Genomic DNA, 26,316 nt, shown 5'->3' on the forward strand with positions numbered 1-26,316 from the left:
CCGTACGTTCCAGATCGATCTAGGGTCCTCGGTGTGGCCAGGACCAAGGAGTTCGATCCGGAGGCCGCGCTCCAGGCGGCACTTGAGCTGTTCTGGAGGCGCGGGTACGAGGCGACGTCGATGGCGGACCTCGTCGAGCACCTCGGGATCGGCCGCGCCAGCCTCTACGCCACCTTCGGCAACAAGCACGAGCTGTATCTGAAGGCGATGGACCGCTATCTCCGGACGCGTGACCCGCAGATGACCGAGGAGCTGTCCCAGCCGGGGCCGGCGCTGCCGGCCGTGCGCACGCTCGTGCGGCGGTTCGCCGCCGAGGCGGGGAGCGAGGACACCCGGTTGACCGGGTGTTTCATCACCAACTCGGCGGCCGAGCTGAGCCCGCGCGACGACACCGTGGCGCGCCGGGTGGAGTTGAGCTGGGAGCAGATCGAGACCCTGCTGCACGCCTCGCTCGTCCGGGCCCGGGCTCAGGGCGAGCTGCCCGTGGACCGCGATCCGCGGGCGCTGGCGCGGATGCTGCTGGTCCTGATGCAGGGGATCCGGCTGGTCGGCAAGGCCTCGACGGACCCGGCGAGGGTCCGGGACGCGGCGGAGCAGGCGCTGGCGCTGCTGGACTGATCACGGAGGAGAGGGCGCCCTGGGCGCCCTTTCTTTCGGCCCGAATTCTGGAACGTACGGTCAAATAAACATCCGTTTCCTCATCAGGGAGTCGTCACCGCATGTCCGCTCGCTTCACGCACAGGACCGTCCTCGTCACCGGCGCCGGCAGCGGCCTCGGCCGGGGCATCGCACGCGCCTTCGCCACCGAGGGGGCAAGGGTGGTCGTCTCCGGCCGTGGCGCCGCCGCGCTGAACGAGACCGTGGCCCTGATCGAGGCGGCCGGTGGCACCGCGGCCGCCGTCACCGCCGACGTGTCCCGGGCCGAGGAGGTCCGCGCGCTGGTGGCGCGGACCGTCGAGACGTTCGGCGGTCTCGACGTCGCCGTGAACAACGCCGGGATATTCCGGGGCGGGCACGCGGCCGCCGACTTCCCCCTCGACGACTGGCAGGCGCTGCTGGACGTCAACGTCACCGGCGTCCTGCACGCGCTGCAGGCGGAGGTCGCCCACATGCGGGCCCACGGCGGAGGCGCCATCGTCAACATCTCGTCCAACCTCGGCGCGCACGTCCGCGTCCCGGGCGTCTTCGGCTACCAGGTCTCCAAGGCCGCGGTCTCCGCGCTCACCCGGGCCGCCGCCCGCGACCACATCGCCGACGGCGTCCGGATCAACGCCGTCAGCCCCGGCGCCGCCGAGTCCACGATGTCGCTGCACCCGGGCGAGACCGAGGCCGAGCGGGAGGTCCGGATGAAGGACCAGTCCCCGCTCGGCCGCATCTCGTCGGCCGCCGAGGTCGCGGCCGCCGTGCTCTACCTCGCCTCGGAGGACGCCGGTTCGGTCGTGGGCGCGGACCTGGTGATCGACGGCGGCGTCTCGGCCTGACGGCCGGGGCGCGGGGCTCCGGCGGCCGGGCGGGGGCTCAGCCCTGGGTGGCGGCCGGGGGCTCAGCCCTGGGTGGCGGCCGGGTCCATCCAGACGACCTCCCAGTGGTGGCCGTCGGGGTCCGTGAAGGAGCGGCCGTACATGAAGCCGTGGTCCTGCGCCTCGGTCGCCGCGGACCCGCCGCCGGCCAGCGCCGCGTCGGCCAGCCGGTCGACCTCCTCGCGGCTGTCGGCGCTGAGCGCGAGCAGCACCTCGGAGGTCCTGCCGGCGTCGGAGATCTCCTTGCCCGGCTTGAGGAAGTCCTTGAAGCGGGGCTCGGTCATCAGCATGGCGAAGATCGTGTCGCTGAAGACCAGACAGGCGGTGCTCTCGTCGCTGAACTGCGGGTTGAAGGAGAAACCGAGCTTGCTCCAGAAGCTCTTCGTGGTCTCGAGGTCCTTCACCGACAGGTTGACGAAGATCATCTGGGGCATGGCGGTCTCTCCTCTGTCCGGCGTTGGTGCCGTCCGCTCCGTCGCGGCGCTATCAAGAGGTAAGACGGTGGGGCGGGGCGGAACTCATCGGCGCTCCGAAGATTTTCTCGGAGATTTTTTCGAGCCGGGCGCCGAGGCGCGGCGCCCGCGCCCGCACCCGCTCCCCCGGCCCGCGGCCGGCCCCCGCCGAGCCATCAGGCACCCGCCGCTTCCCCTTCACCGATTGTTGCTGCACAGTCAATTTGGCACCTCTAGCTTCCGGAAGCGCGCGACCCCGCCGCCGTCCGGGCGGTGGGGCGGTTTTCACCACCCCCTCTGGAGTGAGACGTGGAGCGACGCAGTTTCCTGCGTGGAGCGGTCATCGGCACGTCGGCCGCCGCCTTCGGCGGCACCCTGATGCGCGGGGCCGCCTACGCCGCCCCCGCCCAGCCCGGCGCCGGCCCCTACGGGCCCCTGGGCACCGCCGACGCCAACGGCATCCTGCTGCCCAGCGGTTTCACCAGCCGGGTGATCGCCCGGTCCGGCCAGCAGGTCGGCAGCACGTCGTACACCTGGCACAACGCCCCCGACGGCGGCGCCTGCTTCGTCGCCGGCACCGGCTGGATCTACGTCTCCAACTCGGAGATCAACCCCGGCGGCGGCGCGGGCGCGGTGAAGTTCGACGCGTCGGGCAACGTCGTCGGCGCGTACCGCGTCCTCTCCAACACCCGCCAGAACTGCGCGGGCGGCAAGACCCCCTGGAACACCTGGCTCTCCTGCGAGGAGGTCAGCCTCGGCTACGTCTACGAGACCGACCCGTACGGCGTGAACGCCGCCGTCCGCCGTGACGCGATGGGCCGGTTCAAGCACGAGGCCGCCGCCGCCGACCCCGTCCGCAAGGTGATCTACCTGACCGAGGACGAGACCAGCGGCTGCTTCTACCGCTTCATCCCCACCACGTGGGGCAACCTCTCCTCCGGCACGCTCCAGGTCCTGGTCGCCGGAACGGCCACCTCCGGCTCCTTCACCTGGCGGAACGTCCCGGACCCGGACGGTTCGCCGACCGCCACGCGCAGCCAGGTCTCCGGAGCGAAGAAGTTCAACGGCGGCGAGGGCTGCCACTACGCCAACGACACCGTCTGGTTCACCACCAAGGGCGACAACCGCCTCTGGCAGCTCAACCTCGCCACCGGCACCTACGAGCTGGCGTACGACGACTCGCTGGTCTCCGGCGGCGCCCCGCTGACGGGCGTCGACAACGTCACCGGCTCCTCCTCGGGCGACCTGTTCATCGCCGAGGACGGCGGCAACATGGAGATCTGCGTCATCACCCCCGACGACGTCGTCGCCCCCTTCCTGCGGATCAACGGCCAGTCCGGCTCCGAGATCACCGGACCGGCCTTCTCCCCCGACGGCCGGCGGCTGTACTTCTCCAGCCAGCGGGGCACGAGCGGCAGCTCTTCGGGCGGCATCACCTACGAGGTGACGGGGCCGTTCCGCGCGTAACACCGCTCCTCCGCGCGCCGTTGGGCGCTGCCCAGCAGGGCGGCGCCCAACGGCGTCAGTGTGTGCAGGACGGCGTTGCCGTGGCGCAGGGTGGAGACGAGCCCCGCCTCGCGGAGGACGCCCGCGTGCTGGCTCGCGGAGGCGAGGGAGACCCCCGCCCTGCGGGCCAGTTCACTCGTGGTGCCGCCGTCGCCGATGGCGTGCAGGACCGCGGAGCGGGTGTTGCCGACGAGCTTGGCCAGGGAGGAGCCGCCCGGCGCGCGGACGGTCGGCGCCTCGCAGTGCGTGACCGGGTAGACGAGGACCGGGGGCAGCGCGGGGTCGCGCAGCACCACCGGGGTGCCCCGGCAGAAGTACGAGGGCTGGAGCAGCAGCCCGCGGCCGTCGAGGTGGAGATCGCGGTCGACGGGATAGTCGGCCTCCAGGACCGGTGCGCGCCAGCGGAGCATCGGCGGCAGCGAGGCGAGCAGTTCGTCGGCTCCGCCGTCGAGCAGGGCGCGGCCGCGCACGGCACGGTCCGCCTCCACGCGGGCGCGGACATCGGGCCAGTACGGCTCGATGGCGGCCCGGTGATAGCTGCGCAGGGCCCCGATGAGCCGGTCGAACGGTTCCGCGCCGCCCTCGGCGAGGGCGCGCAGCGAGTGCGGGACGGACCTGCCGCCGGCCCGGTCGGCGCCGAGCAGGGCGAGTTCGGCCCGCAGTCGGGCGTCCGGGGTCGCGCGGATCGCCTCCAGGCCGTCGTCGAGGCCGCTGACGCCCTCCGCGGGGGTCAGGAAGTCGGGGAAGTAACCGCGACTGGGAACGAGCGCGGCGAGCAGTCGCGTCTCACCGTTGAGCCGTGTGCGGGTTTCCGAGCGCCATTCTCCGTAGACGACGGGGCCGCGCCGGTCCCTTAAACGGTGAAAACTGAGAATCGTTTCCCATAGAACATCCGGCCGGGCGGCCATACGCACGCCCGCCAAGTCGTTTCCTGTGAAATGAATCCGGAGCATCGAACCCCCACCTGTGCACTCGCAACCACCCCCTTCAATGAGTATGCACAGCATCACTGCACGTTACCAGGGTGTTTCAGCCACACTTGAAAAGCATCGCGGAGGACGGGGGCAAACCGAAAGGCTGTGCGTGTCGGGCAGGAAACCTTCAGGACCGAGGTGACGCGACGAAGACCGTGGGGGGCTTCGCGCGTCCGGCGGCGGTCGGCGAGGTTGTGGCTCACCTGCCTGGCACGGGTAAACGGGCGCGGCCACCGGGTGGGGATCCGGTGGCCGCGCCCGACTCGTTCTTTGCGGTACCAATCGTGAAAACGTTCAACAGCGAATATTTCAACCGCGCTCGATTGAACATGAACTCACATCGGTCCGAACATCCGGGAACGGCCGAACCGACATCGGTGCGCGGACGAAATGCGACGGGGCGGACACCTCCGCACAAGGTGTCCGCCCCGTCTCTCTTGCGACCCGGAGCCGCCGCCCGTCGGTGAGGGTGGTGGTGACCGACGGCGGCTCCGGTGGCCTTTGCTACTGAACGGAGGGTCAGCGGCTGTCGCTGCCGCTCGACTGCGCCGCCGCGCGGCCCGCCTCCAGGCGCGCCACCGGGATCCGGAACGGCGAGCAGGAGACGTAGTCGAGGCCCACCTCGTGGAAGAAGTGCACCGACTCGGGGTCGCCGCCGTGCTCGCCGCAGACGCCGAGCTTGAGGTCCGGGCGGGTGGCCCGGCCGGCCTCGACCGCGCTGCGGACGAGAGAGCCGACGCCGTCCTTGTCGATGGTCTCGAACGGCGAGACGCCGAAGATGCCCTTCTCCAGGTACGCGGTGAAGAAGCTGGCCTCCACGTCGTCCCGGGAGAAGCCCCACACCGTCTGGGTGAGGTCGTTCGTGCCGAAGGAGAAGAACTCGGCGGCCTCGGCGATCTGTCCGGCGGTCAGCGCGGCGCGCGGCAGCTCGATCATGGTGCCGAGCGCGAGCTTCAGCTCGACGCCGGTCTGCGCCTGGACCTCGGCGATGACGCCCTCGGCCTCCTCGCGGACGATCTCCAGCTCCTGGACGGTGCCGACGAGCGGGATCATGATCTCGGCGCGCGGGTCGCCCTTGGCGTCGATCCGCTGGGCCGCGGCCTCGGCGATCGCCCGGACCTGCATGGCGAAGAGACCGGGGATGACCAGGCCGAGGCGGACGCCGCGCAGACCCAGCATCGGGTTCTGCTCGTGCAGCCGGTGCACGGCCTGCAGCAGCCGCAGGTCGTTCTCGTTGGCGTCCTTGCGGGACTCGGCGAGGGCGACGCGGACCGACAGCTCGGTGATGTCGGGCAGGAACTCGTGCAGCGGCGGGTCGAGCAGCCGGACCGTGACGGGCAGCCCGTCCATCGCCTCGAACAGCTCGACGAAGTCCTGCTTCTGCTGCGGCAGGAGGGCCTTCAGGGCCTCCGTGCGCTCCTCGTCGGTGTCGGCGAGGATCAGCTTCTCGACCATCTCGCGGCGCTCGCCGAGGAACATGTGCTCGGTGCGGCACAGGCCGATGCCCTGGGCGCCGAAGCGGCGGGCCCGCAGGGCGTCCTCGGCGTTGTCGGCGTTGGCGCGGACCCGCAGCCGGCGCACGCGATCCGCGTAGGCCATGATCCGGTGGACGGCGGAGACCAGCTCGTCGGCGTCGTCGGCGCCGGCGTGCATCCGGCCCTCGAAGTACTCGACGACCGGGGAGGGCACGACCGGGACCTCGCCGAGGTACACCTTGCCGGTGGAGCCGTCGATGGAGACGACGTCGCCCTCCTCGACGACCTGGCCGCCCGCGGTGGTCATCCGGCGGCGCTTGGTGTCGACCTCGAGCTCCTCGGCGCCGCAGACACAGGTCTTGCCCATGCCGCGGGCGACGACGGCGGCGTGCGAGGTCTTGCCGCCGCGCGAGGTCAGGATGCCCTCGGCGGCGATCATGCCGTCCAGGTCGTCCGGGTTGGTCTCACGGCGGATGAGGATGACCTTCTCGCCGGAGCGCGACCACTTGACGGCCGTGTACGAGTCGAAGACGGCCTTGCCGACGGCCGCGCCGGGGGAGGCGGCGATGCCGCGCCCGATCTGCTCGACCTTGGCGTTCTCGTCGAACTTGGGGAACATCAGCTGGGCGAGCTGGGCGCCGTTGACGCGCTGGAGCGCCTCGGCCTCGTCGATCAGGCCCTGGTCCACGAGCTGGGTGGCGATCCGGAAGGCGGCACCGGCGGTGCGCTTGCCGACACGGGTCTGCAGCATCCACAGCTGACCGCGCTCGATCGTGAACTCGATGTCGCAGAGGTCCTTGTAGTGGGTCTCCAGGGTCTCCATGATCTGCATCAGCTGGTCGTACGACGTCTTGTCGATCGACTCCAGCTCGGCGAGCGGCACGGTGTTGCGGATGCCCGCGACGACGTCCTCGCCCTGCGCGTTCTGGAGGTAGTCGCCGTAGACGCCCTGGTGGCCGGAGGCGGGGTCGCGGGTGAAGGCGACGCCGGTGCCGGAGTCCGGGCCGAGGTTGCCGAAGACCATCGAGCAGACGTTGACGGCGGTGCCGAGGTCGTGCGGGATGCGCTCCTGGCGGCGGTAGAGCTTGGCGCGGTCGGTGTTCCAGGAGTTGAAGACGGCCTCGATGGCGAGGTCCATCTGCTCGCGCGGATCCTGCGGGAAGTCGCGGCCGGCCTGGGCCTTCACGATCTTCTTGAACTGCTTGACGAGCTTCTTGAGGTCGGCGGCGTCGAGGTCGGTGTCGACGGTGACCTTCTTGGCGGCCTTGGCGTCGTCCAGGGCCTCCTCGAACAGCTCGCCGTCGACGTCGAGGACGGTCTTGCCGAACATCTGGATGAGGCGGCGGTACGAGTCCCAGGCGAAGCGCTCGTCCCCGGCCTGGGTGGCGAGCCCGGCCACGGACTCGTCGGAGAGGCCGATGTTGAGGACCGTGTCCATCATGCCGGGCATGGAGAACTTGGCACCGGAGCGTACGGATACGAGCAGCGGGTCGTCGGCCTGGCCGAGCTTCTTGCCCATCTTGCGCTCGAGGGCGTCGAGGTGCGCGCTGACCTCGTCGCGGAGCTCGGCCGGCTCGGTGCCGCTGTCGAGGTAGACCTTGCACGCCTCGGTGGTGATCGTGAAGCCGGGGGGAACCGGGAGGCCGAGGTTGGTCATCTCCGCCAGGTTCGCGCCCTTGCCACCGAGCAGGTCCTTCAGGTCCCTGTTGCCCTCGGTGAAGTCGTACACGAACTTCTGATCTTTGTTTTCCGACACGTGTCTCGACTCCTCGAGGACTCGGTGGCTGCCCTGACGGCGAGGAACATACCCAGATCGAAGGCTTCTGGGGAGGTACGCCTAGCGGTCATCAGGCCTTAACCACCCGTCCGCCACCAGATCGAAAGTAACTGACGGGTAGCTTCCGCTTTCAGGGCTCGAAGCCCGCTTGACTCAATGTTGCACTTAGGCGCTCGGATGAGCGCGCAGACCGGCATCCGTGTTCAACTCTTGAACGCAAGAGGGGTGGCACCCAGTGCCACCCCTCCAGGAGTCCAACGCCCCGCAATCCGCTCATCTGAGCAGACCCCCTATCAAGGGTGGCGAGGATCACGCCGTGAAAACGGCCGGTTTCCCATCATCCGGACGGGGCGCGGCCGCTCCGTGGACGGCTCCGGACCCGGCCGGACGGACCGGCATCAGCCCCCTGACGTGTCCAGTTCCGCTTCTTCGCCGACGCCCGCGCAGTCGTACGGGTCCTTGAGCCAGCCGTCCGGGAGGACGACCCGGTTGTTGCCCGAGGTGCGCCCGCGCGGGCCGTCCGCACCCGCCGGCCACGGCTGATCCAGATCCAGCTCGCTCAACTGAGCGCTCAGCTCGTCCAGGGACGAGGTGATCGCCAGCTTCTTGCGCATCTCGGAGCCGACCGAGAAGCCCTTCAGGTACCACGCCACGTGCTTGCGGAAGTCGATGACACCGCGTGCCTCGTCCCCGAGCCACTCGCCGAGCAGGCGCGCGTGCCGGACCATCGCCTCCGCGACCTCCCGCAGCCCGGGCCGGGCGTAGGAGCCCGTGCCCTCGAAGCCGGCGACGAGATCGGCGAAGAGCCAGGGCCGGCCCAGACAGCCGCGGCCCACGACCACACCGTCGCAGCCGGTCTCGCGCATCATCCGCAGCGCGTCGTCGGCCGACCAGATGTCGCCGTTGCCCAGCACCGGGATCTCCGGGACGTGCTCCTTGAGACGCGCGATCGCGTCCCAGTCCGCCGTGCCGCCGTAGTGCTGGGCCGCCGTCCGCCCGTGCAGCGCGATGGCCGTGACGCCCTCCTCGACGGCGATGCGCCCGGCGTCGAGGAAGGTGATGTGGTCGTCGTCGATGCCCTTGCGCATCTTCATGGTGACCGGCAGGTCGCCCGCCCCGGTCACGGCCTCGTGCAGGATCGCGCGCAGCAGGGGCCGCTTGTACGGGAGGGCGGAGCCGCCGCCCTTGCGGGTCACCTTGGGCACCGGGCAGCCGAAGTTCAGGTCGATGTGGTCGGCCAGGTCCTCGTCCACGATCATCCGCACGGCCTTGCCGACGGTCACCGGGTCGACGCCGTACAGCTGGATCGACCGCGGCTTCTCGCTGTCGTCGAAGCGGATGAGCTGCATGGTCTTCTCGTTGCGCTCGACCAGCGCCCGCGTCGTGATCATCTCGCTGACGAACAGCCCCTTGCCGCCGCTGAACTCGCGGCAGAGGGTGCGGAAGGGGGCGTTGGTGATGCCGGCCATGGGGGCGAGCACCACCGGCGGCTGCACGATGTGCGGCCCGATGGCGAGAGGGGAGAACGCGGTCATTCAGCCATTGTCGCGCACCGCCGGAGCGTTCGGCCCGGCCGCCTTCGCGGTACGACCCCGCGGGCGCGCGGGCCCTCGGTGCCGCCGGATGTACGACCAGGTCACCGCGGTCATCAGGACGGGAATCGCCGCCAGCGGGGCGAAGGCGAAGCCCCAGACGGTCTCGGCGGCACCGCTCGACAGGTACGTCCGGCTCTCGACGGTGAACGCGACCACGGTCTGCCACAGGGCGACCAGCACGAGGCCGGCCGAGGCGGTCCGGGCCAGGGCCGCGAGGGTCCGGGGGGACAGCGGCCGCCACCGGTCGCTGACGAGGAGCAGCGGGAACAGCGCCGCCAGTTCGCCGAGGACGGAGAGTCCCACGACGTACGCGATGCCCCAGCCGGGGATGTCGAAGACCTCGCGCAGGGTGCGGTCGCTGTAGCCCACCGGGACACCGCACGCCATGGCGATGCGCCAGAGCCCTGACGGCACGGCGCACAGGGCGATGGCGTGGGCGGCGCGGCGGGCCCAGCGGGGTGCGGGGGCGGGAAGGGAGGCGGGCGTCGTGGACATGGCACCCATGCTCGTTCCGGCCCTGCCCGCGGCGCGTCACCCGCGGCGCCGGTCCCTCTCCGCCGCGCGGGGGAACCGGCGTCCGCCCTGCGGAGACGCGAAGGGCCCGGGTCGCGGCTGCGACCCGGGCCCCTGGCCTAGGGCGTGCCTACTCCTCGCCGCCCGTGGCGGCGTCGGTGCTCTCCGCGCCGAGTGCGCGCTCGCGCATCTTCCTCAGCAGGTCCTGCTTCTGGTCGACCGACGCCTTGCGGTCGGCGTTGCTGTTCTGGACGGCGCCCTGCTGGTCGGCGCGGGACAGCTTCTTGCGCTGTCCGCCGACGCCGAGGAGGTTGTTGCGGCCCTTGGACATGGGGGTTCTCCCGTCAGTGAGAAATGCGGTGGTCGAATCGGCCGGCGCTGCGCGGGAATCGGGTCCCGCGGCGCTCTCACTCGTAGATCTGGAAGAACGAAGACATGCCGCAGACGGTACCTCCCCCTTCACCCGCGGTCACACCATTTCCTGCCCCGGAGCCTCCCCACGGACGAGTGAATGACAAACATTGAAATCTGTCAGTCGTCATGCCATAGTTGTCGTGTGCCGCTCCCCCGGCGCTCCGACTCCCTCCCGAGGAGACCTCCATGACCTCCGCCCGCACCCTCCCCACCCGCCCCCTCGGCGCCACCGGCCCCCTGGTCTCCGCCCTCGGCCTCGGCTGCATGGGCATGTCCGCGCTGTACGGCGAGAGCGACCGCGCCGAGTCGATCGCCACCCTCCACGCCGCACTCGACGCGGGCGTCACGCTCCTGGACACCGGCGATTTCTACGGCATGGGGCACAACGAACTGCTGATCAACGAAGCCCTGCGGACCGCCCCCGCAGCCGCCCGCGAGAAGGCGCTGACCAGCGTGAAGTTCGGTGCTCTGCGCACGGTCGAGGGCGGCTTCGCCGGCTATGACGGCCGACCGGCGGCGGTGCGGAACTTCGCCGCGTACTCCCTCCAGCGCCTCGGCACGGACCACATCGACATCTACCGCATCGCCCGCGTCGACCCCGACGTCCCGATCGAGGAGACCGTCGGCGCGATCGCCGAGCTGGTCGAGGCCGGCCATGTCCGGCACATCGGCCTCTCCGAGGTCGGCGCGGACACCCTGCGCCGGGCGGCGGCCGTCGCCCCGATCTCCGACCTCCAGATCGAGTACTCCCTGATCTCCCGCTCCATCGAGGAGAAGATCCTCCCGACCGCCCGCGAGCTGGGCATCGGCATCACGGCGTACGGCGTGCTCTCGCGCGGTCTGATCAGCGGCCACTTCTCCCGCGACCGGGAGCTGGCGCCGGGCGACTTCCGCGGGATGAGCCCGCGCTTCCAGGGCGACAACCTCGACCGGAACCTGGACCTGGTGGACCGGCTGCGGGCCGTCGCCGAGGCCAAGGGCGTCACGGTCGCCCAGATCGCGATCGCCTGGGTCCTCGCCCAGGGCCCCCGGCACGGCGCCGACATCGTCCCGCTCATCGGCGCCCGCCGCCGGGACCGGCTCGCGGAGGCGCTCGGCTCCCTGGACGTCACGCTGGACGCGGCCGAGCTGGCCGCGATCGAGGAGGCCGTTCCGGCGGGCGCGGCGGCCGGCGAGCGCTATCCCGCGGCCCAGATGGCCCACCTCGACAGCGAGCACTGACCGCCCCGCGGCTGACAGGTACTGTCACCCCATGGCCACCGAGACCCTGACCGCAGAGCGCATCCTGGAAGCCACCGAAGAGGTGCTCCGGCGCTATGGCCCGGCGAAGGCCACGGTGGTGGACGTGGCCCGGGTCCTCGGCGTCAGTCACGGCAGCGTCTACCGCCACTTCCGTACGAAGGCGGCGCTGCGCGAGGCGGTGACGGAGCGCTGGCTCTCCCGGACCGAGGCCGCCCTCGCGGATCTGGTCGCCGCGCCGGACCGGCCGGCCCCGGAGAAGCTGCGGGCCTGGCTCGCCACGCTCTTCGAGGCCAAGCGCCACAAGGCGGGCGACGACCCCGAGCTGTTCGCCACGTACCAGGTGCTGCTCGGCGAGAGCAGCGGTGTGGTCGAGCAGCATCTCGCGGTCCTCGTCGACCAGGTCCGGCACATCGTCGAAGAGGGCTCCCGCCAGGCGGAGTTCAGCGCCGCCGACCCCGACGCCACGGCCCGCGCCGTCTTCGACGCGACCGCCCGCTTCCACGACCCGGCCTACGCCCCGGAGTGGCGACGCCCCACGATCGAGGCCGAGTTCGACGCGGTCGTCTCCCTCCTGCTGCGCGGCCTGCACCCGCAGACCTGACCCGGGACAGGGCGAAGCCCCCGGTTCCTCCTTCGGAGCCGGGGGCTTCGCCGTGCGCGACCGGGTGGGTCAGCAGCCGAGCAGGCGGCTGCCGAGGTAGCCCTGGATCTGGTCCAGGGAGACGCGCTCCTGCTTCATGGTGTCGCGCTCGCGCACGGTCACCGCGTTGTCGTCCAGGGTGTCGAAGTCGACGGTGACGCAGAACGGCGTGCCGATCTCGTCCTGGCGGCGGTAGCGGCGGCCGATGGCGCCCGCGTCGTCGAACTCGATGTTCCAGTTCTGGCGCAGGTCGGCGGCGAGGCCCTTGGCCTTCGGCGACAGCTGCGCGTTGCGGGAGAGCGGGAGGACCGCGACCTTGACCGGCGCGAGGCGCGGGTCGAGGCGCATCACGGTGCGCTTCTCCATGACGCCCTTGGCGTTCGGGGCCTCGTCCTCGTTGAACGCGTCGAGCATGAACGCCAGCATCGCGCGGCCGACACCGGCCGCCGGCTCGATGACGTACGGCGTCCAGCGCTCCTGCGCCTCCTGGTCGAAGAAGACCAGGTCGTTGCCGGAGGCCTTGGAGTGCGCGCTCAGGTCGTAGTCGGTGCGGTTGGCGACGCCCTCGAGCTCGCCCCACTCGCTGCCGCCGAACTGGAAGCGGTACTCGATGTCGGCGGTGCGCTTGGAGTAGTGGGAGAGCTTCTCCTGCGGGTGCTCGAACCAGCGCATGTTCTCCTCACGCATGCCCAGGCTCGTGTACCAGTTCCAGCGCTGCTCCATCCAGTATTCCTGCCACTGCTCGTCCTCGCCCGGCTTGACGAAGAACTCCATCTCCATCTGCTCGAACTCGCGCGTGCGGAAGATGAAGTTGCCCGGAGTGATCTCGTTCCGGAAGGACTTGCCCATCTGCGCGATGCCGAACGGCGGCTTCTTGCGCGAGGTCTGCAGCACCTGGCCGAAGTTGGTGAAGATGCCCTGGGCGGTCTCGGGACGCAGGTAGGCGACGGAGCCGGAGTCCTGGGTCGGGCCGAGGTGGGTGGAGAGCAGGCCCGAGAACTGCTTGGGCTCGGTGAACGTGCCCTTGTTGCCGCAGTTGGGACAGTTGAGGTCGGTGAGGCCGTTCTCGGGGAGACGGCCGTGCTTCTCCTCGTACGCCTCCTCCAGGTGGTCGGCGCGGTAGCGCTTGTGACAGGAGGTGCACTCGGTCAGCGGGTCCGTGAAGGTGGCGACGTGACCGGAGGCCTCCCAGACCTCGGTGGCCAGGATCACCGACGAGTCGATACCGACGACGTCCTCGCGCGCGGTGACCATGTAACGCCACCACTGACGCTTGATGTTCTCCTTCAGCTCGACACCCAGCGGGCCGTAGTCCCAGGCGGCCTTCTGGCCGCCGTAGATCTCACTGCACGGGTAGACGAAGCCACGGCGCTTGCTCAGGCTGACGATGGTGTCGATCTTGTCGGCGGCCACGGTGCTCTCTTCATTACGACGACGAAGTGCGAAGCCCTCAGATTACCGGCGCCGCCACCCCCTGTATCAAATCGGTTCGGCCTCCGGGCCCGCCCCGAGCCCGCCCGCGCACGCCGCCGGAGCCCGTGGGCGGGAACACAGGGAACACAATTGACAATCGTTTCCAGTTTTGTTGAAAATGAGTGTCATGAACGTACGCCGTCTGATACCCGCCACCGCCGTCGCCGGAGCCGTCTCCCTCGGCCTCGTCACGCTCTCCGCCTGCGCCGGGACCTCGGGCGCCGCCGACAAGAAGAGCGACGGGAAGCTGAGCGTGGTGGCGTCGTTCTACCCCATGCAGTACCTGGCCGAGCAGATAGGCGGGGAGCACGTCTCCGTCGACACCCTCACCAAGCCGGGCGTCGAGCCGCACGACCTGGAGCTGAAGCCGAGGCAGATCGGCGAGCTCGGCGAGGCCGACTACATCCTCTACCTCAAGGGCGTCCAGCCCGCCGTCGACGAGGCGATCACGCAGGCCGGGGTGCGGCACACCGTCGACGCCGCCACCCTCACCACCCTCGAGAAGCACGGCACCGGCGCCGGTCAAGAAGGTCACGAAGGCCACGACCACGGCGCCGGGGACACGGCGCACGCCGACGACCACGGCCACGACCACGGCTCCGAGGCCGGCACCGACCCGCACATCTGGCTCGACCCGGTGAAGTACGCCGAGGTCGCCAAGGGTGTCGGCGCCTCCCTCCAGAAGGCCGACCCCGACCACGCCGCCGCCTACGCGAAGAACACCGACGCCCTGGTGAAGAAGCTCGGCGCCCTGGACACGGCGTTCGAGACCGGCCTGAAGAACGCCACCACCAGAACCTTCATCACCACGCACTCCGCCTTCGGCTACCTCGCCGAGCGCTACGGCCTGGAGCAGGAGGGCATCACCGGCGTCGACCCCGAGTCCGAGCCGAGCCCCGCCCGGATCAAGGAGCTGCAGACCGTCGCGCGGAAGGACAAGGTCTCCACCGTCTTCTTCGAGACCCTCGCCAGCGACAAGACCGCGAAGACCCTCGCGAAGGACACCGGCCTCAAGACCGACGTCCTGGACCCGCTGGAGGGAATCACGGACGCGTCCCGGGGCGATGACTACATCGAGGTCATGACCTCCAACCTCGCCGCGCTGAAGAAGGCGCTCGGCGCCAAGTGACAGCCACGCACGCATCGGAGGCACGAGCCATGGGCATGGACCCCGTCATTTCCGTCCGCGGAGCCACGGCCGCCCTCGGCGCGCGCCCCGTCCTGCGCGGCATCGACCTCACCGTGGGCCGCGGCGAGGTCGTCGCGCTGCTCGGCGCCAACGGCTCCGGCAAGTCGACGGCCGTCCGCGCCGTCATCGGCCAGGTGCCGCTGACCGGCGGTTCCATCTCCCTGTTCGGCACGGAGCAGAAGCGGTTCCGCGACTGGGCCCGCGTCGGCTACGTCCCGCAGCGCACCACCGCCGCCAGCGGTGTGCCCGCCACCATCCGCGAGGTCGTCTCCTCCGGCCGGCTCTCCCGCCGGAGGCTGGGCTGGCTGGGCAAGGCCGACCGGGCCGCCGTCGAGCGGGCGATCGAGCTGGTCGGCCTCGCCGACCGCGCCAAGGACTCGGTGAGCGCCCTCTCCGGCGGCCAGCACCAGCGGGTCCTGATCGCCCGCGCCCTCGCCTCCGAGCCGGAGCTGCTGATCATGGACGAGCCGATGGCCGGCGTCGACCTCGCCAGCCAGGAGATCCTGGCCCGCACCCTGCGCGAGCAGGTCGCCGGCGGCACCTCCGTCCTCCTCGTCCTGCACGAGCTGGGCCCGCTGGAGCCGCTGATCGACCGGGCCGTGGTCCTCCGCGACGGCTGCGTCGTCCACGACGGCCCGCCGCCGAAGGCGGTCGGCCAGCACGCCCTGCCCGGCCACGACCACGTCCATCCGCACGCGGCCGACGAGCCGCTCCGCACGGGTCTGCTGACCTGAGGAAGCTGACCTGACCATGGAATTCCTCGAACCCGCCTTCATGCAGCGGGCGCTCCTCGCGGCCGTCCTCGTCGGCATCACCGCCCCCGCCGTCGGCATCTACCTCGTCCAGCGCCGCCAGGCGCTGATGGGCGACGGCATCGGCCATGTCGCCATGACCGGTGTCGGCCTCGGCTTCCTGCTCAACAGCAGCCCGGTGTGGATGGCGACGCTGGTCGCCGTCGCCGGTTCGGTGGCGATGGAGCTGATCAGGGCGTACGGCAGGACCCGGGGCGACCTCGCGCTCGCGCTGCTCTTCTACGGCGGCATGGCCGGCGGTGTCCTGCTGATCAACCTGTCGCCGACCGGTTCCAACGCCAACCTCAACTCCTACCTCTTCGGCTCCCTGTCCACGGTCTCCGCCGAGGACGTGACGGCGATCAGCGTCCTCGCCGCGTTCGTGATCGCGGTCACGGTCGGCCTGCGCCGCCAGCTCTTCGCGGTCAGCCAGGACGAGGAGTTCGCCCGGGTCACCGGCCTGCCGGTGCGCGCCCTGAACCTCCTCGTCGCGATCACGGCGGCCGTGACGGTCACGGTCGCGATGCGCGTCGTCGGCCTGCTGCTGGTCAGCGCGCTGATGGTGGTGCCGGTCGCGGCGGCGCAGCAGCTCTCCCGCTCGTTCCGTACGACGTTCGCGCTCGCGGTCGTGATCGGCACCGGCGTCACCCTGGGCGGCACCGTCACCTCGTACTACCAGGACGTGCCCCCGGGCGCGACGATCGTGCTGCTCGCGATCGCCGTCTTCATCGGCCTCACGCTCCTCGCGACGCCCCTGGCCAGGCGCCGCGCCAGGGCCGCGGAGGCGGCGCCGGCGGAGTGCGACATGGCGGTTCCGGTCAGCCGCCGCCCGACGGACGACGTCCGGCTGTAGCGGCCTGGCAGAATGACGGGGGCAACGGAGACAACAAGGAGGCCCCTGTGGCGACGGCAGGACCCCCCGTACGCGGTCGCTCGACCAAGCAGCGGGCCGCTGTGTCGGCCGCTCTGAACGAGGTCGACGAGTTCCGCAGCGCCCAGGAGCTGCACGACATGCTCAAGCACCGCGGTGACTCGGTCGGACTGACCACGGTCTACCGCACGCTCCAGTCCCTGGCGGACGCGGGCGAGGTCGACGCGCTGCGCACCAGCGACGGCGAGACGGTCTACCGCCGCTGCTCGACCGGCGACCACCACCATCACCTGGTGTGCCGGCTGTGCGGCAAGGCGGTCGAGGTCGAGGGCCCGGCGGTGGAGCAGTGGGCGGAGACGATCGCCTCCCAGCACGGCTTCGTGAACGTGGCGCACACGGTCGAGATCTTCGGCACGTGCGCGGAGTGCGCGGCGAAGTAGCCGAAGCAGCCGGACGTCCGGCCGGTACGACGAAGCCCCACCGGAGGGATCCGGTGGGGCCTTTTCGCGTACGGGGGCGGCTCGCGCCCCGGGGTCAGGCTCCCGGCCCCTGCTGCGGCACCGTGCCCATGGCCTCCCGGTCCGCCGCCGGGATGGCGCCGAAGCGGCGGTCGCGCGAGGCGTACTCGACGCAGGCCCGCCACAGGTCGCGCCGGTCGAAGTCGGGCCACAGGACGTCCTGGAAGACCATCTCGGCGTAGCTGCTCTGCCAGATCAGGTAGTTGGAGGTGCGCTGCTCGCCGCTGGGGCGCAGGAAGAGGTCGACGTCCGGCATGTCCGGGTAGTACAGGTACTTCTGGAAGGTCTTCTCGTTGACCTTCGACGGGTCCAGCTTCCCGGCCGCCACGTCCCGCGCGATGGCCTGCGCCGCGTCCGCGACCTCCGCCCGGCCGCCGTAGTTCACGCAGAAGTACAGCGTCATGGCGTCGTTGTCGACGGTCTGCTCCTGGGCGACCTGGAGCTCCTGGACGACCGACTTCCACATCTTCGGCATCCGGCCGACCCAGCGGATCCGGATGCCCAGCTCGTCCATCTCGTCACGGCGGCGCCGGATGACGTCCCGGTTGAAGTTCATCAGGAAGCGGACCTCCTCGGGGGAGCGCTTCCAGTTCTCGGTGGAGAAGGCGTAGAGCGACAGGTTCTTGACCCCGAGCTCCAGGCAGCCCTTCAGGACGTCCAGGACGACGCCCTCGCCGACCTTGTGCCCCTCGGTACGCGGCAGGCCGCGCTCCTGGGCCCAGCGGCCGTTGCCGTCCATCACACAGGCGACGTGGTTCGGCACCAGCTCGGCGGGAAGCTTCGGCGGGCGCGCGCCGGACGGGTGCGGCTCCGGGGACGTGTACTCCCGGATCTTCCGCCCGAGGATTCCGCGTCGTGCGATGGCCATGCGATGGGTCTCCCTAGCTCTTCTCTACGTACCGCAGCGAGCGCAGCCCGCGCTCCAGGTGCCAGTGCAGATAGGCGGACACTAGTCCGCTGCCCTCCCTGACGTGACGCGGCTCGCACGCGTCCGCCGTCGCCCAGTCGCCGGTGAGCAGCGCGCTGAGCAGGCCGATGGCCTCCGGAGAGGGTACGACGCTTCCCGGCACCCGGCAGTCGCCGCATATGACTCCGCCGGCCGCGACGGAGAAGAACCGGTTGGGTCCGGGCAGACCGCACTTCGCGCAGTCGTCGAAGCTGGGGGCGTAGCCGTTGACGGCGAGCGAGCGCAGCAGGAACGCGTCCAGGATGAGGTGCGGCGCGTGCTCGCCCCGCGAGAGGGTCCGCAGCCCCCCGACGAGCAGCAGGTACTGCTGGACGGCCGGCTCGCCCTCGTTGTCCGTGAACCGCTCGGCGGTCTCCAGCATCGCGGTCCCGGCGGTGTAGCGGGCGTAGTCGGTGACGATGCCGCCGCCGTACGGGGCGATGGTCTCGCTCTGGGTGCACAGCGGCAGTCCGCGTCCGACGAGGTCGCTGCCCCGCGCGAAGAACTGCACGTCCACGTGGGAAAAGGGCTCCAGCCTGGCCCCGAACTTCGACTTCGTCCGCCGCACCCCTCGCGCTACGGCGCGTACGCGGCCGTGACCGCGGGTGAGGAGGGTGATGATGCGGTCCGCTTCACCCAGCTTCTGGGTGCGCAGCACGATGCCGTCGTCGCGGAACAGACTCATGGGCCCATTCTCCCGTACGGCGGGAGCGCCCCGGGGCGGTCCGCGGAAGGCCGCCCGCCGGATGGGCGGCGAGCGGCCGCGCCATCCGGACATGCGCCGTGGCCGTCCGTACGTACGGACGGCCACGGCGGCCTACGGCACCTCGCCCCGGCTCCGGGCGTTCACGTGCGCCGTCGCGGCGCTCAGCCGCTCCCCCGAGGTCGCCTCGCGGACCCCTTCCGGCTCCGCGTCCCACTCCCGCCCGCCGCCGAGCGGTCTCAGCTGGAGGTACGGGCCTTCGTGTCCCATGACCGTGCCGACCCTTCCGGTGCGGATGTCGACGACGTACGAGCCGATGGGCGGTTTCACGACCGTCCCCCTTCCCGTGGAAGCACGGCGGCCAGTCGGCGCGCCGTCTCCACCGTGCAGCGTCCCAGTTCGATGAGCGGTCGAGGGGGATCGGCGGAGAGGGTGACGGCGTCGAGCCCCAGTGAAGGCAGGATGATTCCCGCCCCGGCGAGCGCGTCGCGCAATTCCTCGGCCACCTCCTGTGCCTCTCGTACGGTCCTTGTTCCCGGCCGCTCGTGTTCTTCCTTCACCCACACATCCCTTTCCGAATCCATTTCTCGTATACCGCATCCAGGGTGACGTCCCCTCTCTAGAATCGGCAGATGCGCAGGTCCTACAACTGCGGCGTAGGACAAGGGGGTTAATCCATGGCCAGAGGTCGGCGTCAGGACACGTGGGAGTTCTTCGGCGAGCTGCTGAAGGAACTACGGGAGACGGCGGGGCTTTCCCAGGGGCAACTGGGAACACAGGTGTTCGTGTCGGGTGGATACATCGGTCAGTTCGAGCAGGCGATTCGCAAGCCGCAGGTGGATGTGGCCCAGCGAATCGACGAGGTGCTACAAACCGGCGGTATTTTCGAACGGACATGTCGCAAACTCATCGACCGATCGCCGTACGCCTCGTATTTCCACGCGGTGGCGGAGCTGGAGGCGGTGGCGACGAAAATCTGCGAGTTCGCGCCGACGGTCGTGCCGGGCCTGCTGCAGACGGCGGCGTATGCCCGGGCGGTGACGATCGCGGCGAACCCGTTCGAGAGCGACGACTACGTCGAGGAGAAGGTCGCCGCCCGGCTGGAACGGTCGCTGATCCTGCAGGGCGCCGCGCGGCCGGAGTACTGGGTCGTCCTGCACGAGAACGCGATCCTCACGCCGGTGGGCGGCCCGGCCGTCATGGCGGCGGCACTCGACCACATCGCGGCGCGGATACGAGCGCGGACGGTGCTGGTGACCGTCCTGCCACGAGCGGCCGGCGCACACGCCTCCATGAGCGGCATGCTGACCCTTATGGAGTTCGCGGACGCACCGCCAACGGCCTATACAGAGACGTCGTTTTCGGGGACGCTCCTCGACGATCCGGCGGTGGTGAAGCGGGCGCAGCGCGCCTACGATCTGCTCAGGGTCGCCGCGCTGTCGCCGGAGGCGTCCCTGGCCCTGATCGAGTCGGCGGCGGAGGACTACAGACGATGCGCGAGCACTCCCTGAGCAACGCCCGGTGGTTCAAGAGCTCTTACAGCAACGGGTCGGGCGGCGACTGCGTCGAGGTGACGTACGACCTCGCGGGCGCCGCCTGGCGCAAGTCGTCCTACAGCAACGGCGAGGGCGGCAGCTGCGTCGAGGTCCTCGACCACATCCCCGGTGTCGTCCCCGTCCGGGACTCCAAGAACCCCGCCGGCCCCGCCCTCCTGGTCCCCGCCCCCGCCTGGGCCGCGTTCGTCGCCGGGCTGAAGGTCTGACCTGGGCGTTCTCCCCCAGCACTCCCTTGGGGAAGTCATAAGGTCGGCTTATGGGGTCATAGACAGGGGGCGGGTACCGCTACGCTACGGCGATTAATTAGGGTGACCTAAGTGACGGCAGTCCTCGCCGTCGCGTCGCTTGCGAAGGGAACCCTGACATGCCCCGCCCTCTCCGGGTCGCGATCGTCGGCGCCGGCCCCGCCGGAATCTACGCCGCCGATGCGCTGCTGAAGTCCGAGGCCGCCGCCGAGCCGGGCGTGTCGATCGACATCTTCGAGCGGATGCCGGCTCCCTTCGGCCTGATCCGCTACGGCGTCGCCCCCGACCACCCCCGGATCAAGGGCATCATCAACGCCCTGCACCAGGTGCTCGACAAGCCGCAGGTCCGCCTCTTCGGCAACATCGACTACGGCACCGACGTGCACCTGGACGACCTGCGGGCGTTCTACGACGCGGTGGTCTTCTCGACCGGCGCCATGGCCGACCGCGAGCTGCGCATACCCGGCGTCGAGCTCGACGGCACCTACGGCGCCGCCGACTTCGCCTCCTGGTACGACGGCCACCCGGACGTGCCGCGCACCTGGCCGCTGCACGCCGAGAAGGTCGCCGTGCTCGGCGTCGGCAACGTGGCCCTCGACATCGCGCGCATCCTCGCCAAGACGGCGGACGAGCTGCTGCCGACCGAGATCCCGCCGAACGTCTACGACGGCCTCAAGGCCAACAAGGCCGTCGAGATCCACGTCTTCGGCCGCCGGGGCCCCGCGCAGGCCAAGTTCAGCCCGATGGAGCTGCGCGAGCTGGACCACTCGCCGAACATCGAGGTCATCGTCAACCCCGAGGACATCGACTACGACGAGGGCTCGATCGCCGAGCGCCGCAAGAACAAGCAGACCGACATGGTCGCCAAGACGCTGGAGAACTGGGCGATCCGCGACGTCGGCGACCGCCCCCACAAGCTCTTCCTGCACTTCTTCGAGTCGCCGGCCGAGATCCTCGGCGAGGACGGCAAGGTCGTCGGACTGCGCACCGAGCGGACCGAGCTGGACGGCACCGGCAACGTCAAGGGCACCGGCACCACCACCGACTGGGACGTCCAGGCCGTCTACCGCGCCGTCGGCTACCTCTCGGACGAGCTGCCCAAGCTGCCCTGGGACACCATCTCCGGCACCGTTCCGGACGAGGGCGGCCGGGTCATCGAGGAGAGCGGCGCGCCCATGCCGTCGACGTACGTCACGGGCTGGATCCGCCGCGGTCCCGTCGGCCTCATCGGCCACACCAAGGGCGACGCCAACGAGACGGTCGCGAACCTGCTCGACGACTTCGCGAACGGCCGGCTCCTCACCCCCGAGACCCCGGAGACGGACGCGGTCGTCGCCTTCCTGGAGGGCAAGGGCCTCACGTACACGACGTGGGACGGCTGGTACGCCCTGGACGCCGCCGAGAAGGCGCTCGGCGAGGCCGAGGGCCGCGAGCGCGTGAAGATCGTGGAGCGCGAGGACATGCTCCGCGCGAGCAACGCGGTCACCCCGCCCCAGTAGCGGCACCCCACCTGACGGCCGGTCCGGGCCCGACACGTACGCGCAGGCGACGGGTCGGGCCCGGACCCGTGTGAGGGGCGCGGGCCGGCGGGCGCTCCTACCCTGGGAGGACGGGAAGGGAAGTGAGCGGCGATGGCCGTCCCCGTCGACGAGGTGCCGGTCCTGGAGCGGGCGCGGGGCGCGGGGGCCCGGGAATCCTGGGCCGAGGCGTACGCCCTGCTGCGCGAGGCCGACCTCCACCCGTCCGCCGCCCTCGGCCCGAACGACCTGGACGTCCTCGCCGACGCCGCCTGGTGGACGGGGCGCGTCGACGAGTCCGTCGCGGCCCGGCTGCGGGCCCAGGCGGGGTACGCGGCGGCCGGTGACCGGCGGGGCGCGGGGCGGGCCGCCTGGTGGCTCGCGTACGCGTACCGCAGGATGGGACGGCCCGCGGCGGCGGCCGGCTGGCTGCACCGCGCCCGCCACCTCCTGGAGGAGGCCTCGGACGGCCCCGAGCAGTGCTATCCGGCGTGGAGCGACGCGGAAGAGGCGCAGGCGCACCACGACCCGGCCGCCGCGCTCGCCGCGGCGCGGCGGATGGAGCGGGCCGCCCGCCGTTCCGGCAGCCCGGACCTGATCGCCCAGAGCCTCCGGGTCCACGCGGCGGTCCTGCTGGTGAACGGCCGCAGGGCCCGCGGGCTGGCGCTCCTGGACGAGGCGATGGGCCCGGTGACGGCGGGCGCCCTGTCCGGCCTCACCACCGGCCGGCTCTACGCTCTCGCCCTCACCCACTGCCTCCAGGCGGCGGACCTCCCGCGCGCGATGCGCTGGACGGACGCGGCGATGGCCTGGTGCTCCTCCCCCGGGCCGCCCCCGGCCCCGGAAGGGGGCGGCGTGGGGGCGGGCCGGGTGGTCAATCCGTTCCGGGGAGTCTGCCGGGTGCGGCGGGTGGAGGTGCTCGACCTGCTCGGGGAGTGGGGGCTCGCCGAGGCGGAGGCCGGGCGGGCCTGCGCCGAGGTGCTGCCGGACGAGGCGGAGGCCGCCGCCGCGGCCCACTACGCCGCCGGGGAGATCCGGCGTCGGCAGGGGCGGCTCGACGACGCCGTCATGGCGTACTCCCACGCCCACGACCTGGGCCGCGTCCCCCAGCCGGGGCTCGCGCTGCTCCGGCTGGCGCAGGGCAGGACGGACGCGGCGGTGGCCGGGCTGCGGCTGGCCGAGGCCTGCCGGGAGGTGCCGCTCCACGACCTCCTCGGCCGGGCCGGGCTGCTCGCCGCGCGGACGGAGGTGGCGCTCGCCGTCGGGGACCCGGCCGACGCGGCGCGGGCGGCCGCCGAGCTGACGGCCCTCGCCGACGGCGCGCCGCTCCTGGTCGCGATGGCCGGGACCGCCCGCGGCGCCCTGGCCCTGGCCCTCGGCGAACCCGCGCTGCCGACGCTGCGCCGGGCCCTCGCCCGGTGGCGGGAGCTGCCCGTGCCCTACGGGACCGCGCGGGCCCGGATGCTGCTCGCCGCCGCCGAACGCGCGGCGGGTGACGAGGAGGCCGCCCGCCGGCAGCTCACGGCCGCCCGGAGCACCTTCGAGGCCCTCGACGCCGTCCCGGACGCGGCCCGGGCGGCCGCCCGCCTCGGAGAGGCGGGCGCCTGAGGTCAGAGCAGGGTGCGTGCCGTCGTCAGCAGGCGGGCCGTGTCGTCCGCGCACAGGGCCAGGGCGTTGCCGACCGTGCAGAGCACGTCCCGCTCCGCCGGGCTGTACGCCCCGTCGGCGAGGGCGATCCGGGCGCCCTGGAGCAGGATCGTCTCGCGGCCGGAGGCGGCCAGGTGCGGGGTGAGGGGCTCCAGGGCCTCGTGCAGCTCGATGGCGAGCGCCGCGCCCCCGCTGCCCACGTCCGGCAGGAAGCGGCCGGTGTCGGCGGCCAGCGCCTCGACGAGGTCGGTGAGCTGGGTGGCGGTGCACTCGTCGAACCCGGCGGCGCGGACCGCCGAGACCGCGGTGTCCACCGCCGTACGGGAGGAGGTGCCGCCGGCGGCCAGGACGGCGAGGGCGACGGTGTGCACGGCGTCCCGCAGCATCGCGGAGAAGCGGCTCGTCGTCGGGTGGTCGAGCACCTCCGTACCGAAGTGGGTGTGGCAGGCGGCGCACTCCACGACCGGGCCGGTGTGCCCGCGGGGCAGCACCGGGACTCCCAGGACCGCGAACCGCCGACGGCCGGTACGGCGCCGGTAGTTGCGGTCGCCGCCGCACTCCTCGCAGAAGAACTCGCCGTCCCCGACGGTGTTCCAGGAAGTACGAATGCCGCAGACGCCCACTTTGCGACCACGTGACTCTCGGACAGACCGCACGTCGCACCTCCCTTAACGACACGGCAACACTGCCGACGTGGGCGTGATGTTAGCCACATCCGTGATGTGACGTCAGCACCTCGTCGGCAGATCGCCGACGACATGGCCGAGACGCGCCACGGGCCCCGCCCGCCCCGAAGGGGCGCACGAGGCCCGGAACAGGCGCTCCACCGACCGCTTCCCGGTCACCCGCCCGGCCGCCGGCCAGGCCCGGCGGGCCGGGAGGACCTGCGGCGCCGCACAGACCTGGCCGGATTCGATCGGTGCGCGGCGGCCCGTACGGAGGGTCAGCGCGCGGCGCGGTTGACGGCCGAGATGACCGCCTTCAGGGAGGCGCGGGTGGTGTTGGCGTCGATGCCGATGCCCCACAGGACCTGGCCGTCGATGGCGCACTCGATGTACGAGGCGGCCTGCGCGGAGGCGCCCTCGCTCATCGTGTGCTCCTGGTAGTCCAGCAGGCGGGCGTCCACGCCGATCGCCTGCAGGGCGGCGAAGAAGGCGGAGATCGGACCGTTGCCGGAGCCGGTCAGCACGGTGTCGACGCCGTCCACGACCGCCTCGACGGTCAGGGTGTCGGTGCCGTCCGTGTCGGAGGTGGTCTGGCCGGAGCGCAGCTGGATGCGGCCCCAGGCGTTGTCCGGGTTCGGCAGGTACTCGTCCTGGAAGACCGACCAGATCGCGGCCGGGGTGACCTCGCCGCCCTCGGTGTCCGTCTTCTGCTGGATGATCTTCGAGAACTCGATCTGCATCCGGCGGGGCAGGTCCAGCTTGTGGTCGTTCTTCAGGACGTACGCGATGCCGCCCTTGCCGGACTGGGAGTTGACCCGGATCACGGCTTCGTAGGAGCGGCCGACGTCCTTGGGGTCGATGGGCAGGTACGGCACCGCCCACTCGATCTCGTCGACGGTCTTGCCGGCGGCGGCCGCGTCGGCCTCCATGGCGTCGAAGCCCTTCTTGATGGCGTCCTGGTGGGAGCCGGAGAAGGCGGTGTAGACCAGGTCGCCCGCGTAGGGGTGGCGCGGGTGGACCTCCATCTGGTTGCAGTACTCGGAGGTGCGCCGGATCTCGTCGATCTGCGAGAAGTCGATCTGCGGGTCCACGCCCTGCGAGAACAGGTTCATCCCCAGGGTCACCAGGTCGACGTTGCCGGTCCGCTCGCCCTGGCCGAACAGGCAGCCCTCGATGCGGTCGGCCCCCGCCATGATCGCCAGCTCGGCTGCGGCAACCGCCGTACCGCGGTCGTTGTGGGGGTGCACGGACAGACAGATGTGCTCGCGGCGCGTCAGGTTCCGGGACATCCACTCGAACCGGTCCGCGTGCGTGGACGGCGTCGAACGCTCCACGGTGGCGGGCAGGTTCAGGATGATCTCGCGGCCCTCCTCGGGCTGCCAGACGTCACAGACCGCCTCGCAGACCTCCAGGGCGAAGTCCAGCTCGGTGTCGGTGAAGATCTCCGGGCTGTACTGGTAGCCGAAGACGGTCTCGTCGCCCAGCAGCTTGTCGGCGTACTCCATCACCAGGCGGGTGCCGTCGACGGCGATCTGCTTGATCTGCTCCTTCGAGCCGCGGAAGACGACCCGGCGGAAGGTGGGGGCGGTGGCGTTGTACAGGTGGACGGTGGCGCGCTTGGCGCCGACCAGGGACTCCACGGTCCGCTCGATCAGGTCCTCGCGGGCCTGGGTCAGGACGGAGATGGTGACGTCGTCCGGGATCGCGCCCTCTTCGATGATGGAGCGCACGAAGTTGAAGTCGGTGTCGCCGGAGGACGGGAAGCCGACCTCGATCTCCTTGTAGCCCATGCGCACCAGCAGGTCGAACATCTCGCGCTTGCGGGCGGGGCTCATCGGGTCGATCAGCGCCTGGTTGCCGTCGCGCAGATCGGTCGACAGCCAGCGGGGGGCCTCGGTGATGCGCTGCTCGGGCCAGGTGCGGTCGGGGATGTGGACGGCTTCGTAGCGGCCGTACTTGTGGATCGGCATCCCGGACGGCTTCTGCATCCGGGTGGCGTTGGTGACGGGCGTCGGGCGGCCGACGGGCTGAGACATGGCGCGGGGCTCCTCGGGGTCCAGCGGGGGACGGCCGACTGTCGAACGCAA

At 71.1% G+C, this 26,316-nt stretch carries 26 protein-coding genes; 13 read left to right on the top strand and 13 right to left on the bottom strand.

The genetic code is table 11. From position 1 onward, the window contains the following. Window positions 1-33: 33 nt before the first annotated feature. Together ACFZBD_RS23020 and ACFZBD_RS23025 are read left to right on the top strand one after the other, a co-directional pair. Window positions 34-618, top strand: a complete 585-nt coding sequence (locus ACFZBD_RS23020; protein WP_391142404.1) for a TetR family transcriptional regulator — start codon at window positions 34-36, stop codon at window positions 616-618. A 101-nt stretch (window positions 619-719) separates the two neighbouring features. Next, entirely contained in the window at window positions 720-1,481 is a 762-nt protein-coding gene (locus ACFZBD_RS23025) for a glucose 1-dehydrogenase (RefSeq protein WP_391142407.1), read from the top strand. Between the two features lie 62 nt (window positions 1,482-1,543). Here the strand turns inward: ACFZBD_RS23025 and ACFZBD_RS23030 are convergent, their stop codons facing one another. Beyond that, on the bottom strand, window positions 1,544-1,954 hold the full coding sequence (locus ACFZBD_RS23030) for a VOC family protein (RefSeq protein ID WP_391142410.1): 411 nt from the start codon (window positions 1,952-1,954) through the stop codon (window positions 1,544-1,546). Window positions 1,955-2,281: 327 nt separating this feature from the next. Between ACFZBD_RS23030 and ACFZBD_RS23035 the strand changes: the two genes are divergently transcribed. Beyond that, window positions 2,282-3,439 carry an alkaline phosphatase PhoX gene (locus ACFZBD_RS23035; RefSeq protein ID WP_391142413.1) on the top strand — a complete coding sequence of 386 codons (1,158 nt, stop codon included), beginning with the start codon at window positions 2,282-2,284 and terminating at the stop codon, window positions 3,437-3,439. On the opposite strand, the gene ACFZBD_RS23040 is transcribed toward ACFZBD_RS23035, so the two are convergent. From ACFZBD_RS23040 to ACFZBD_RS23060, 5 genes are all read right to left on the bottom strand, one after another. Next, complete coding sequence (locus ACFZBD_RS23040; RefSeq protein WP_391142415.1) at window positions 3,409-4,431, bottom strand: helix-turn-helix domain-containing protein; 1,023 nt, start codon at window positions 4,429-4,431, stop codon at window positions 3,409-3,411. The two genes, ACFZBD_RS23035 and ACFZBD_RS23040, sit on opposite strands and share 31 nt — an antisense overlap. Before the next feature lie 540 nt (window positions 4,432-4,971). Beyond that, window positions 4,972-7,683: a pyruvate, phosphate dikinase gene (gene ppdK / locus ACFZBD_RS23045; RefSeq protein WP_391142418.1), complete on the bottom strand. Its 2,712-nt coding sequence runs from the start codon at window positions 7,681-7,683 to the stop codon at window positions 4,972-4,974. A 419-nt stretch (window positions 7,684-8,102) separates the two neighbouring features. After that, window positions 8,103-9,239, bottom strand: a complete 1,137-nt coding sequence (dusB, locus tag ACFZBD_RS23050; RefSeq protein WP_391142421.1) for a tRNA dihydrouridine synthase DusB — start codon at window positions 9,237-9,239, stop codon at window positions 8,103-8,105. Further along, window positions 9,240-9,803 carry a hypothetical protein gene (locus ACFZBD_RS23055; RefSeq protein WP_391142423.1) on the bottom strand — a complete coding sequence of 188 codons (564 nt, stop codon included), beginning with the start codon at window positions 9,801-9,803 and terminating at the stop codon, window positions 9,240-9,242. A 139-nt stretch (window positions 9,804-9,942) separates the two neighbouring features. Next, complete coding sequence (locus ACFZBD_RS23060; RefSeq protein ID WP_391142426.1) at window positions 9,943-10,143, bottom strand: DUF6243 family protein; 201 nt, start codon at window positions 10,141-10,143, stop codon at window positions 9,943-9,945. Window positions 10,144-10,412: 269 nt separating this feature from the next. On the opposite strand from ACFZBD_RS23060, the gene ACFZBD_RS23065 reads away from it, so the two are divergent. Then, window positions 10,413-11,447 (top strand): aldo/keto reductase, encoded by a 1,035-nt coding sequence (locus ACFZBD_RS23065; protein ID WP_391142429.1) that lies wholly within the window; start codon window positions 10,413-10,415, stop codon window positions 11,445-11,447. Window positions 11,448-11,478: 31 nt separating this feature from the next. After that, window positions 11,479-12,069, top strand: coding sequence for a TetR family transcriptional regulator (locus tag ACFZBD_RS23070; protein ID WP_391142431.1), 591 nt, complete (start codon window positions 11,479-11,481; stop codon window positions 12,067-12,069). 69 nt (window positions 12,070-12,138) lie between these two features. Here the strand turns inward: ACFZBD_RS23070 and ACFZBD_RS23075 are convergent, their stop codons facing one another. Beyond that, on the bottom strand, window positions 12,139-13,521 hold the full coding sequence (locus ACFZBD_RS23075; RefSeq protein ID WP_391142433.1) for a glycine--tRNA ligase: 1,383 nt from the start codon (window positions 13,519-13,521) through the stop codon (window positions 12,139-12,141). Window positions 13,522-13,708: 187 nt separating this feature from the next. Here ACFZBD_RS23075 and ACFZBD_RS23080 point away from each other — a divergent pair, with 187 nt between their 5' ends. From ACFZBD_RS23080 to ACFZBD_RS23095, 4 genes are read left to right on the top strand one after another with little or no spacing between them, the layout of a single operon-like run. Continuing rightward, window positions 13,709-14,710, top strand: a complete 1,002-nt coding sequence (locus ACFZBD_RS23080) for a metal ABC transporter solute-binding protein, Zn/Mn family (protein WP_391142435.1) — start codon at window positions 13,709-13,711, stop codon at window positions 14,708-14,710. Between the two features lie 29 nt (window positions 14,711-14,739). After that, a complete protein-coding gene (locus ACFZBD_RS23085; protein ID WP_391142438.1) occupies window positions 14,740-15,504 on the top strand; it encodes an ATP-binding cassette domain-containing protein in 765 nt (254 codons plus the stop codon). 10 nt (window positions 15,505-15,514) lie between these two features. Continuing rightward, window positions 15,515-16,414, top strand: coding sequence for an iron chelate uptake ABC transporter family permease subunit (locus ACFZBD_RS23090; protein ID WP_391143313.1), 900 nt, complete (start codon window positions 15,515-15,517; stop codon window positions 16,412-16,414). Window positions 16,415-16,461: 47 nt separating this feature from the next. Beyond that, window positions 16,462-16,872: a transcriptional repressor gene (locus ACFZBD_RS23095; protein WP_391142441.1), complete on the top strand. Its 411-nt coding sequence runs from the start codon at window positions 16,462-16,464 to the stop codon at window positions 16,870-16,872. 94 nt (window positions 16,873-16,966) lie between these two features. Here the strand turns inward: ACFZBD_RS23095 and ACFZBD_RS23100 are convergent, their stop codons facing one another. From ACFZBD_RS23100 to ACFZBD_RS23115, 4 genes are all read right to left on the bottom strand, one after another. Next, window positions 16,967-17,812: an isoprenyl transferase gene (locus tag ACFZBD_RS23100; protein WP_391143317.1), complete on the bottom strand. Its 846-nt coding sequence runs from the start codon at window positions 17,810-17,812 to the stop codon at window positions 16,967-16,969. A gap of 19 nt (window positions 17,813-17,831) precedes the next feature. Beyond that, window positions 17,832-18,581 (bottom strand): DNA repair protein RecO, encoded by a 750-nt coding sequence (gene recO, locus ACFZBD_RS23105; RefSeq protein WP_391142444.1) that lies wholly within the window; start codon window positions 18,579-18,581, stop codon window positions 17,832-17,834. Between the two features lie 132 nt (window positions 18,582-18,713). Next, the gene (locus ACFZBD_RS23110; protein ID WP_391142446.1) at window positions 18,714-18,929 is read right to left on the bottom strand and encodes a hypothetical protein; all 216 of its coding nucleotides are present in this window, start codon (window positions 18,927-18,929) and stop codon (window positions 18,714-18,716) included. Further along, window positions 18,926-19,105: a hypothetical protein gene (locus ACFZBD_RS23115; RefSeq protein WP_391143321.1), complete on the bottom strand. Its 180-nt coding sequence runs from the start codon at window positions 19,103-19,105 to the stop codon at window positions 18,926-18,928. The genes ACFZBD_RS23110 and ACFZBD_RS23115 overlap by 4 nt, the downstream gene beginning before the upstream one ends. Before the next feature lie 171 nt (window positions 19,106-19,276). On the opposite strand from ACFZBD_RS23115, the gene ACFZBD_RS23120 reads away from it, so the two are divergent. The 4 genes from ACFZBD_RS23120 (at window position 19,277) to ACFZBD_RS23135 (ending at window position 23,525) form a co-directional block, all read left to right on the top strand. Next, a complete protein-coding gene (locus ACFZBD_RS23120; protein WP_391142448.1) occupies window positions 19,277-20,110 on the top strand; it encodes a Scr1 family TA system antitoxin-like transcriptional regulator in 834 nt (277 codons plus the stop codon). Next, a complete protein-coding gene (locus tag ACFZBD_RS23125) occupies window positions 20,092-20,361 on the top strand; it encodes a DUF397 domain-containing protein (RefSeq protein ID WP_391142450.1) in 270 nt (89 codons plus the stop codon). The genes ACFZBD_RS23120 and ACFZBD_RS23125 overlap by 19 nt, the downstream gene beginning before the upstream one ends. A gap of 158 nt (window positions 20,362-20,519) precedes the next feature. Beyond that, entirely contained in the window at window positions 20,520-21,899 is a 1,380-nt protein-coding gene (locus ACFZBD_RS23130; protein ID WP_391142453.1) for an FAD-dependent oxidoreductase, read from the top strand. Between the two features lie 132 nt (window positions 21,900-22,031). Continuing rightward, window positions 22,032-23,525, top strand: a complete 1,494-nt coding sequence (locus ACFZBD_RS23135; RefSeq protein ID WP_391142456.1) for a LuxR family transcriptional regulator — start codon at window positions 22,032-22,034, stop codon at window positions 23,523-23,525. A gap of 2 nt (window positions 23,526-23,527) precedes the next feature. On the opposite strand, the gene ACFZBD_RS23140 is transcribed toward ACFZBD_RS23135, so the two are convergent. Both ACFZBD_RS23140 and leuA read right to left on the bottom strand, forming a co-directional pair. After that, complete coding sequence (locus ACFZBD_RS23140) at window positions 23,528-24,220, bottom strand: TerB family tellurite resistance protein (protein ID WP_391142459.1); 693 nt, start codon at window positions 24,218-24,220, stop codon at window positions 23,528-23,530. A gap of 287 nt (window positions 24,221-24,507) precedes the next feature. After that, complete coding sequence (gene leuA, locus ACFZBD_RS23145) at window positions 24,508-26,265, bottom strand: 2-isopropylmalate synthase (RefSeq protein WP_391142462.1); 1,758 nt, start codon at window positions 26,263-26,265, stop codon at window positions 24,508-24,510. Between the last annotated feature and the right edge of the window lie 51 nt (window positions 26,266-26,316).

The organism is Streptomyces sp. NPDC008121, assembly GCF_042957155.1.
Classification (GTDB): domain Bacteria; phylum Actinomycetota; class Actinomycetes; order Streptomycetales; family Streptomycetaceae; genus Streptomyces.

Bases quoted from the DNA above. Each gene is read 5' to 3' on its own strand.
- ACFZBD_RS23025 (WP_391142407.1), top strand. From the start codon at position 720: ATGTCCGCTCGCTTCACGCACAGGACCGTCCTCGTCACCGGCGCCGGC.
- ACFZBD_RS23030 (WP_391142410.1), bottom strand. From the start codon at position 1,954: ATGCCCCAGATGATCTTCGTCAACCTGTCGGTGAAGGACCTCGAGACC.
- ACFZBD_RS23040 (WP_391142415.1), bottom strand. From the start codon at position 4,431: ATGCTCCGGATTCATTTCACAGGAAACGACTTGGCGGGCGTGCGTATG.
- dusB (WP_391142421.1), bottom strand. From the start codon at position 9,239: ATGACCGCGTTCTCCCCTCTCGCCATCGGGCCGCACATCGTGCAGCCG.
- ACFZBD_RS23055 (WP_391142423.1), bottom strand. From the start codon at position 9,803: ATGGGTGCCATGTCCACGACGCCCGCCTCCCTTCCCGCCCCCGCACCC.
- ACFZBD_RS23060 (WP_391142426.1), bottom strand. From the start codon at position 10,143: ATGTCCAAGGGCCGCAACAACCTCCTCGGCGTCGGCGGACAGCGCAAG.
- ACFZBD_RS23065 (WP_391142429.1), top strand. From the start codon at position 10,413: ATGACCTCCGCCCGCACCCTCCCCACCCGCCCCCTCGGCGCCACCGGC.
- ACFZBD_RS23070 (WP_391142431.1), top strand. From the start codon at position 11,479: ATGGCCACCGAGACCCTGACCGCAGAGCGCATCCTGGAAGCCACCGAA.
- ACFZBD_RS23080 (WP_391142435.1), top strand. From the start codon at position 13,709: ATGAACGTACGCCGTCTGATACCCGCCACCGCCGTCGCCGGAGCCGTC.
- ACFZBD_RS23085 (WP_391142438.1), top strand. From the start codon at position 14,740: ATGGGCATGGACCCCGTCATTTCCGTCCGCGGAGCCACGGCCGCCCTC.
- recO (WP_391142444.1), bottom strand. From the start codon at position 18,581: ATGAGTCTGTTCCGCGACGACGGCATCGTGCTGCGCACCCAGAAGCTG.
- ACFZBD_RS23120 (WP_391142448.1), top strand. From the start codon at position 19,277: ATGGCCAGAGGTCGGCGTCAGGACACGTGGGAGTTCTTCGGCGAGCTG.
- ACFZBD_RS23125 (WP_391142450.1), top strand. From the start codon at position 20,092: ATGCGCGAGCACTCCCTGAGCAACGCCCGGTGGTTCAAGAGCTCTTAC.
- ACFZBD_RS23130 (WP_391142453.1), top strand. From the start codon at position 20,520: ATGCCCCGCCCTCTCCGGGTCGCGATCGTCGGCGCCGGCCCCGCCGGA.
- ACFZBD_RS23135 (WP_391142456.1), top strand. From the start codon at position 22,032: ATGGCCGTCCCCGTCGACGAGGTGCCGGTCCTGGAGCGGGCGCGGGGC.
- leuA (WP_391142462.1), bottom strand. From the start codon at position 26,265: ATGTCTCAGCCCGTCGGCCGCCCGACGCCCGTCACCAACGCCACCCGG.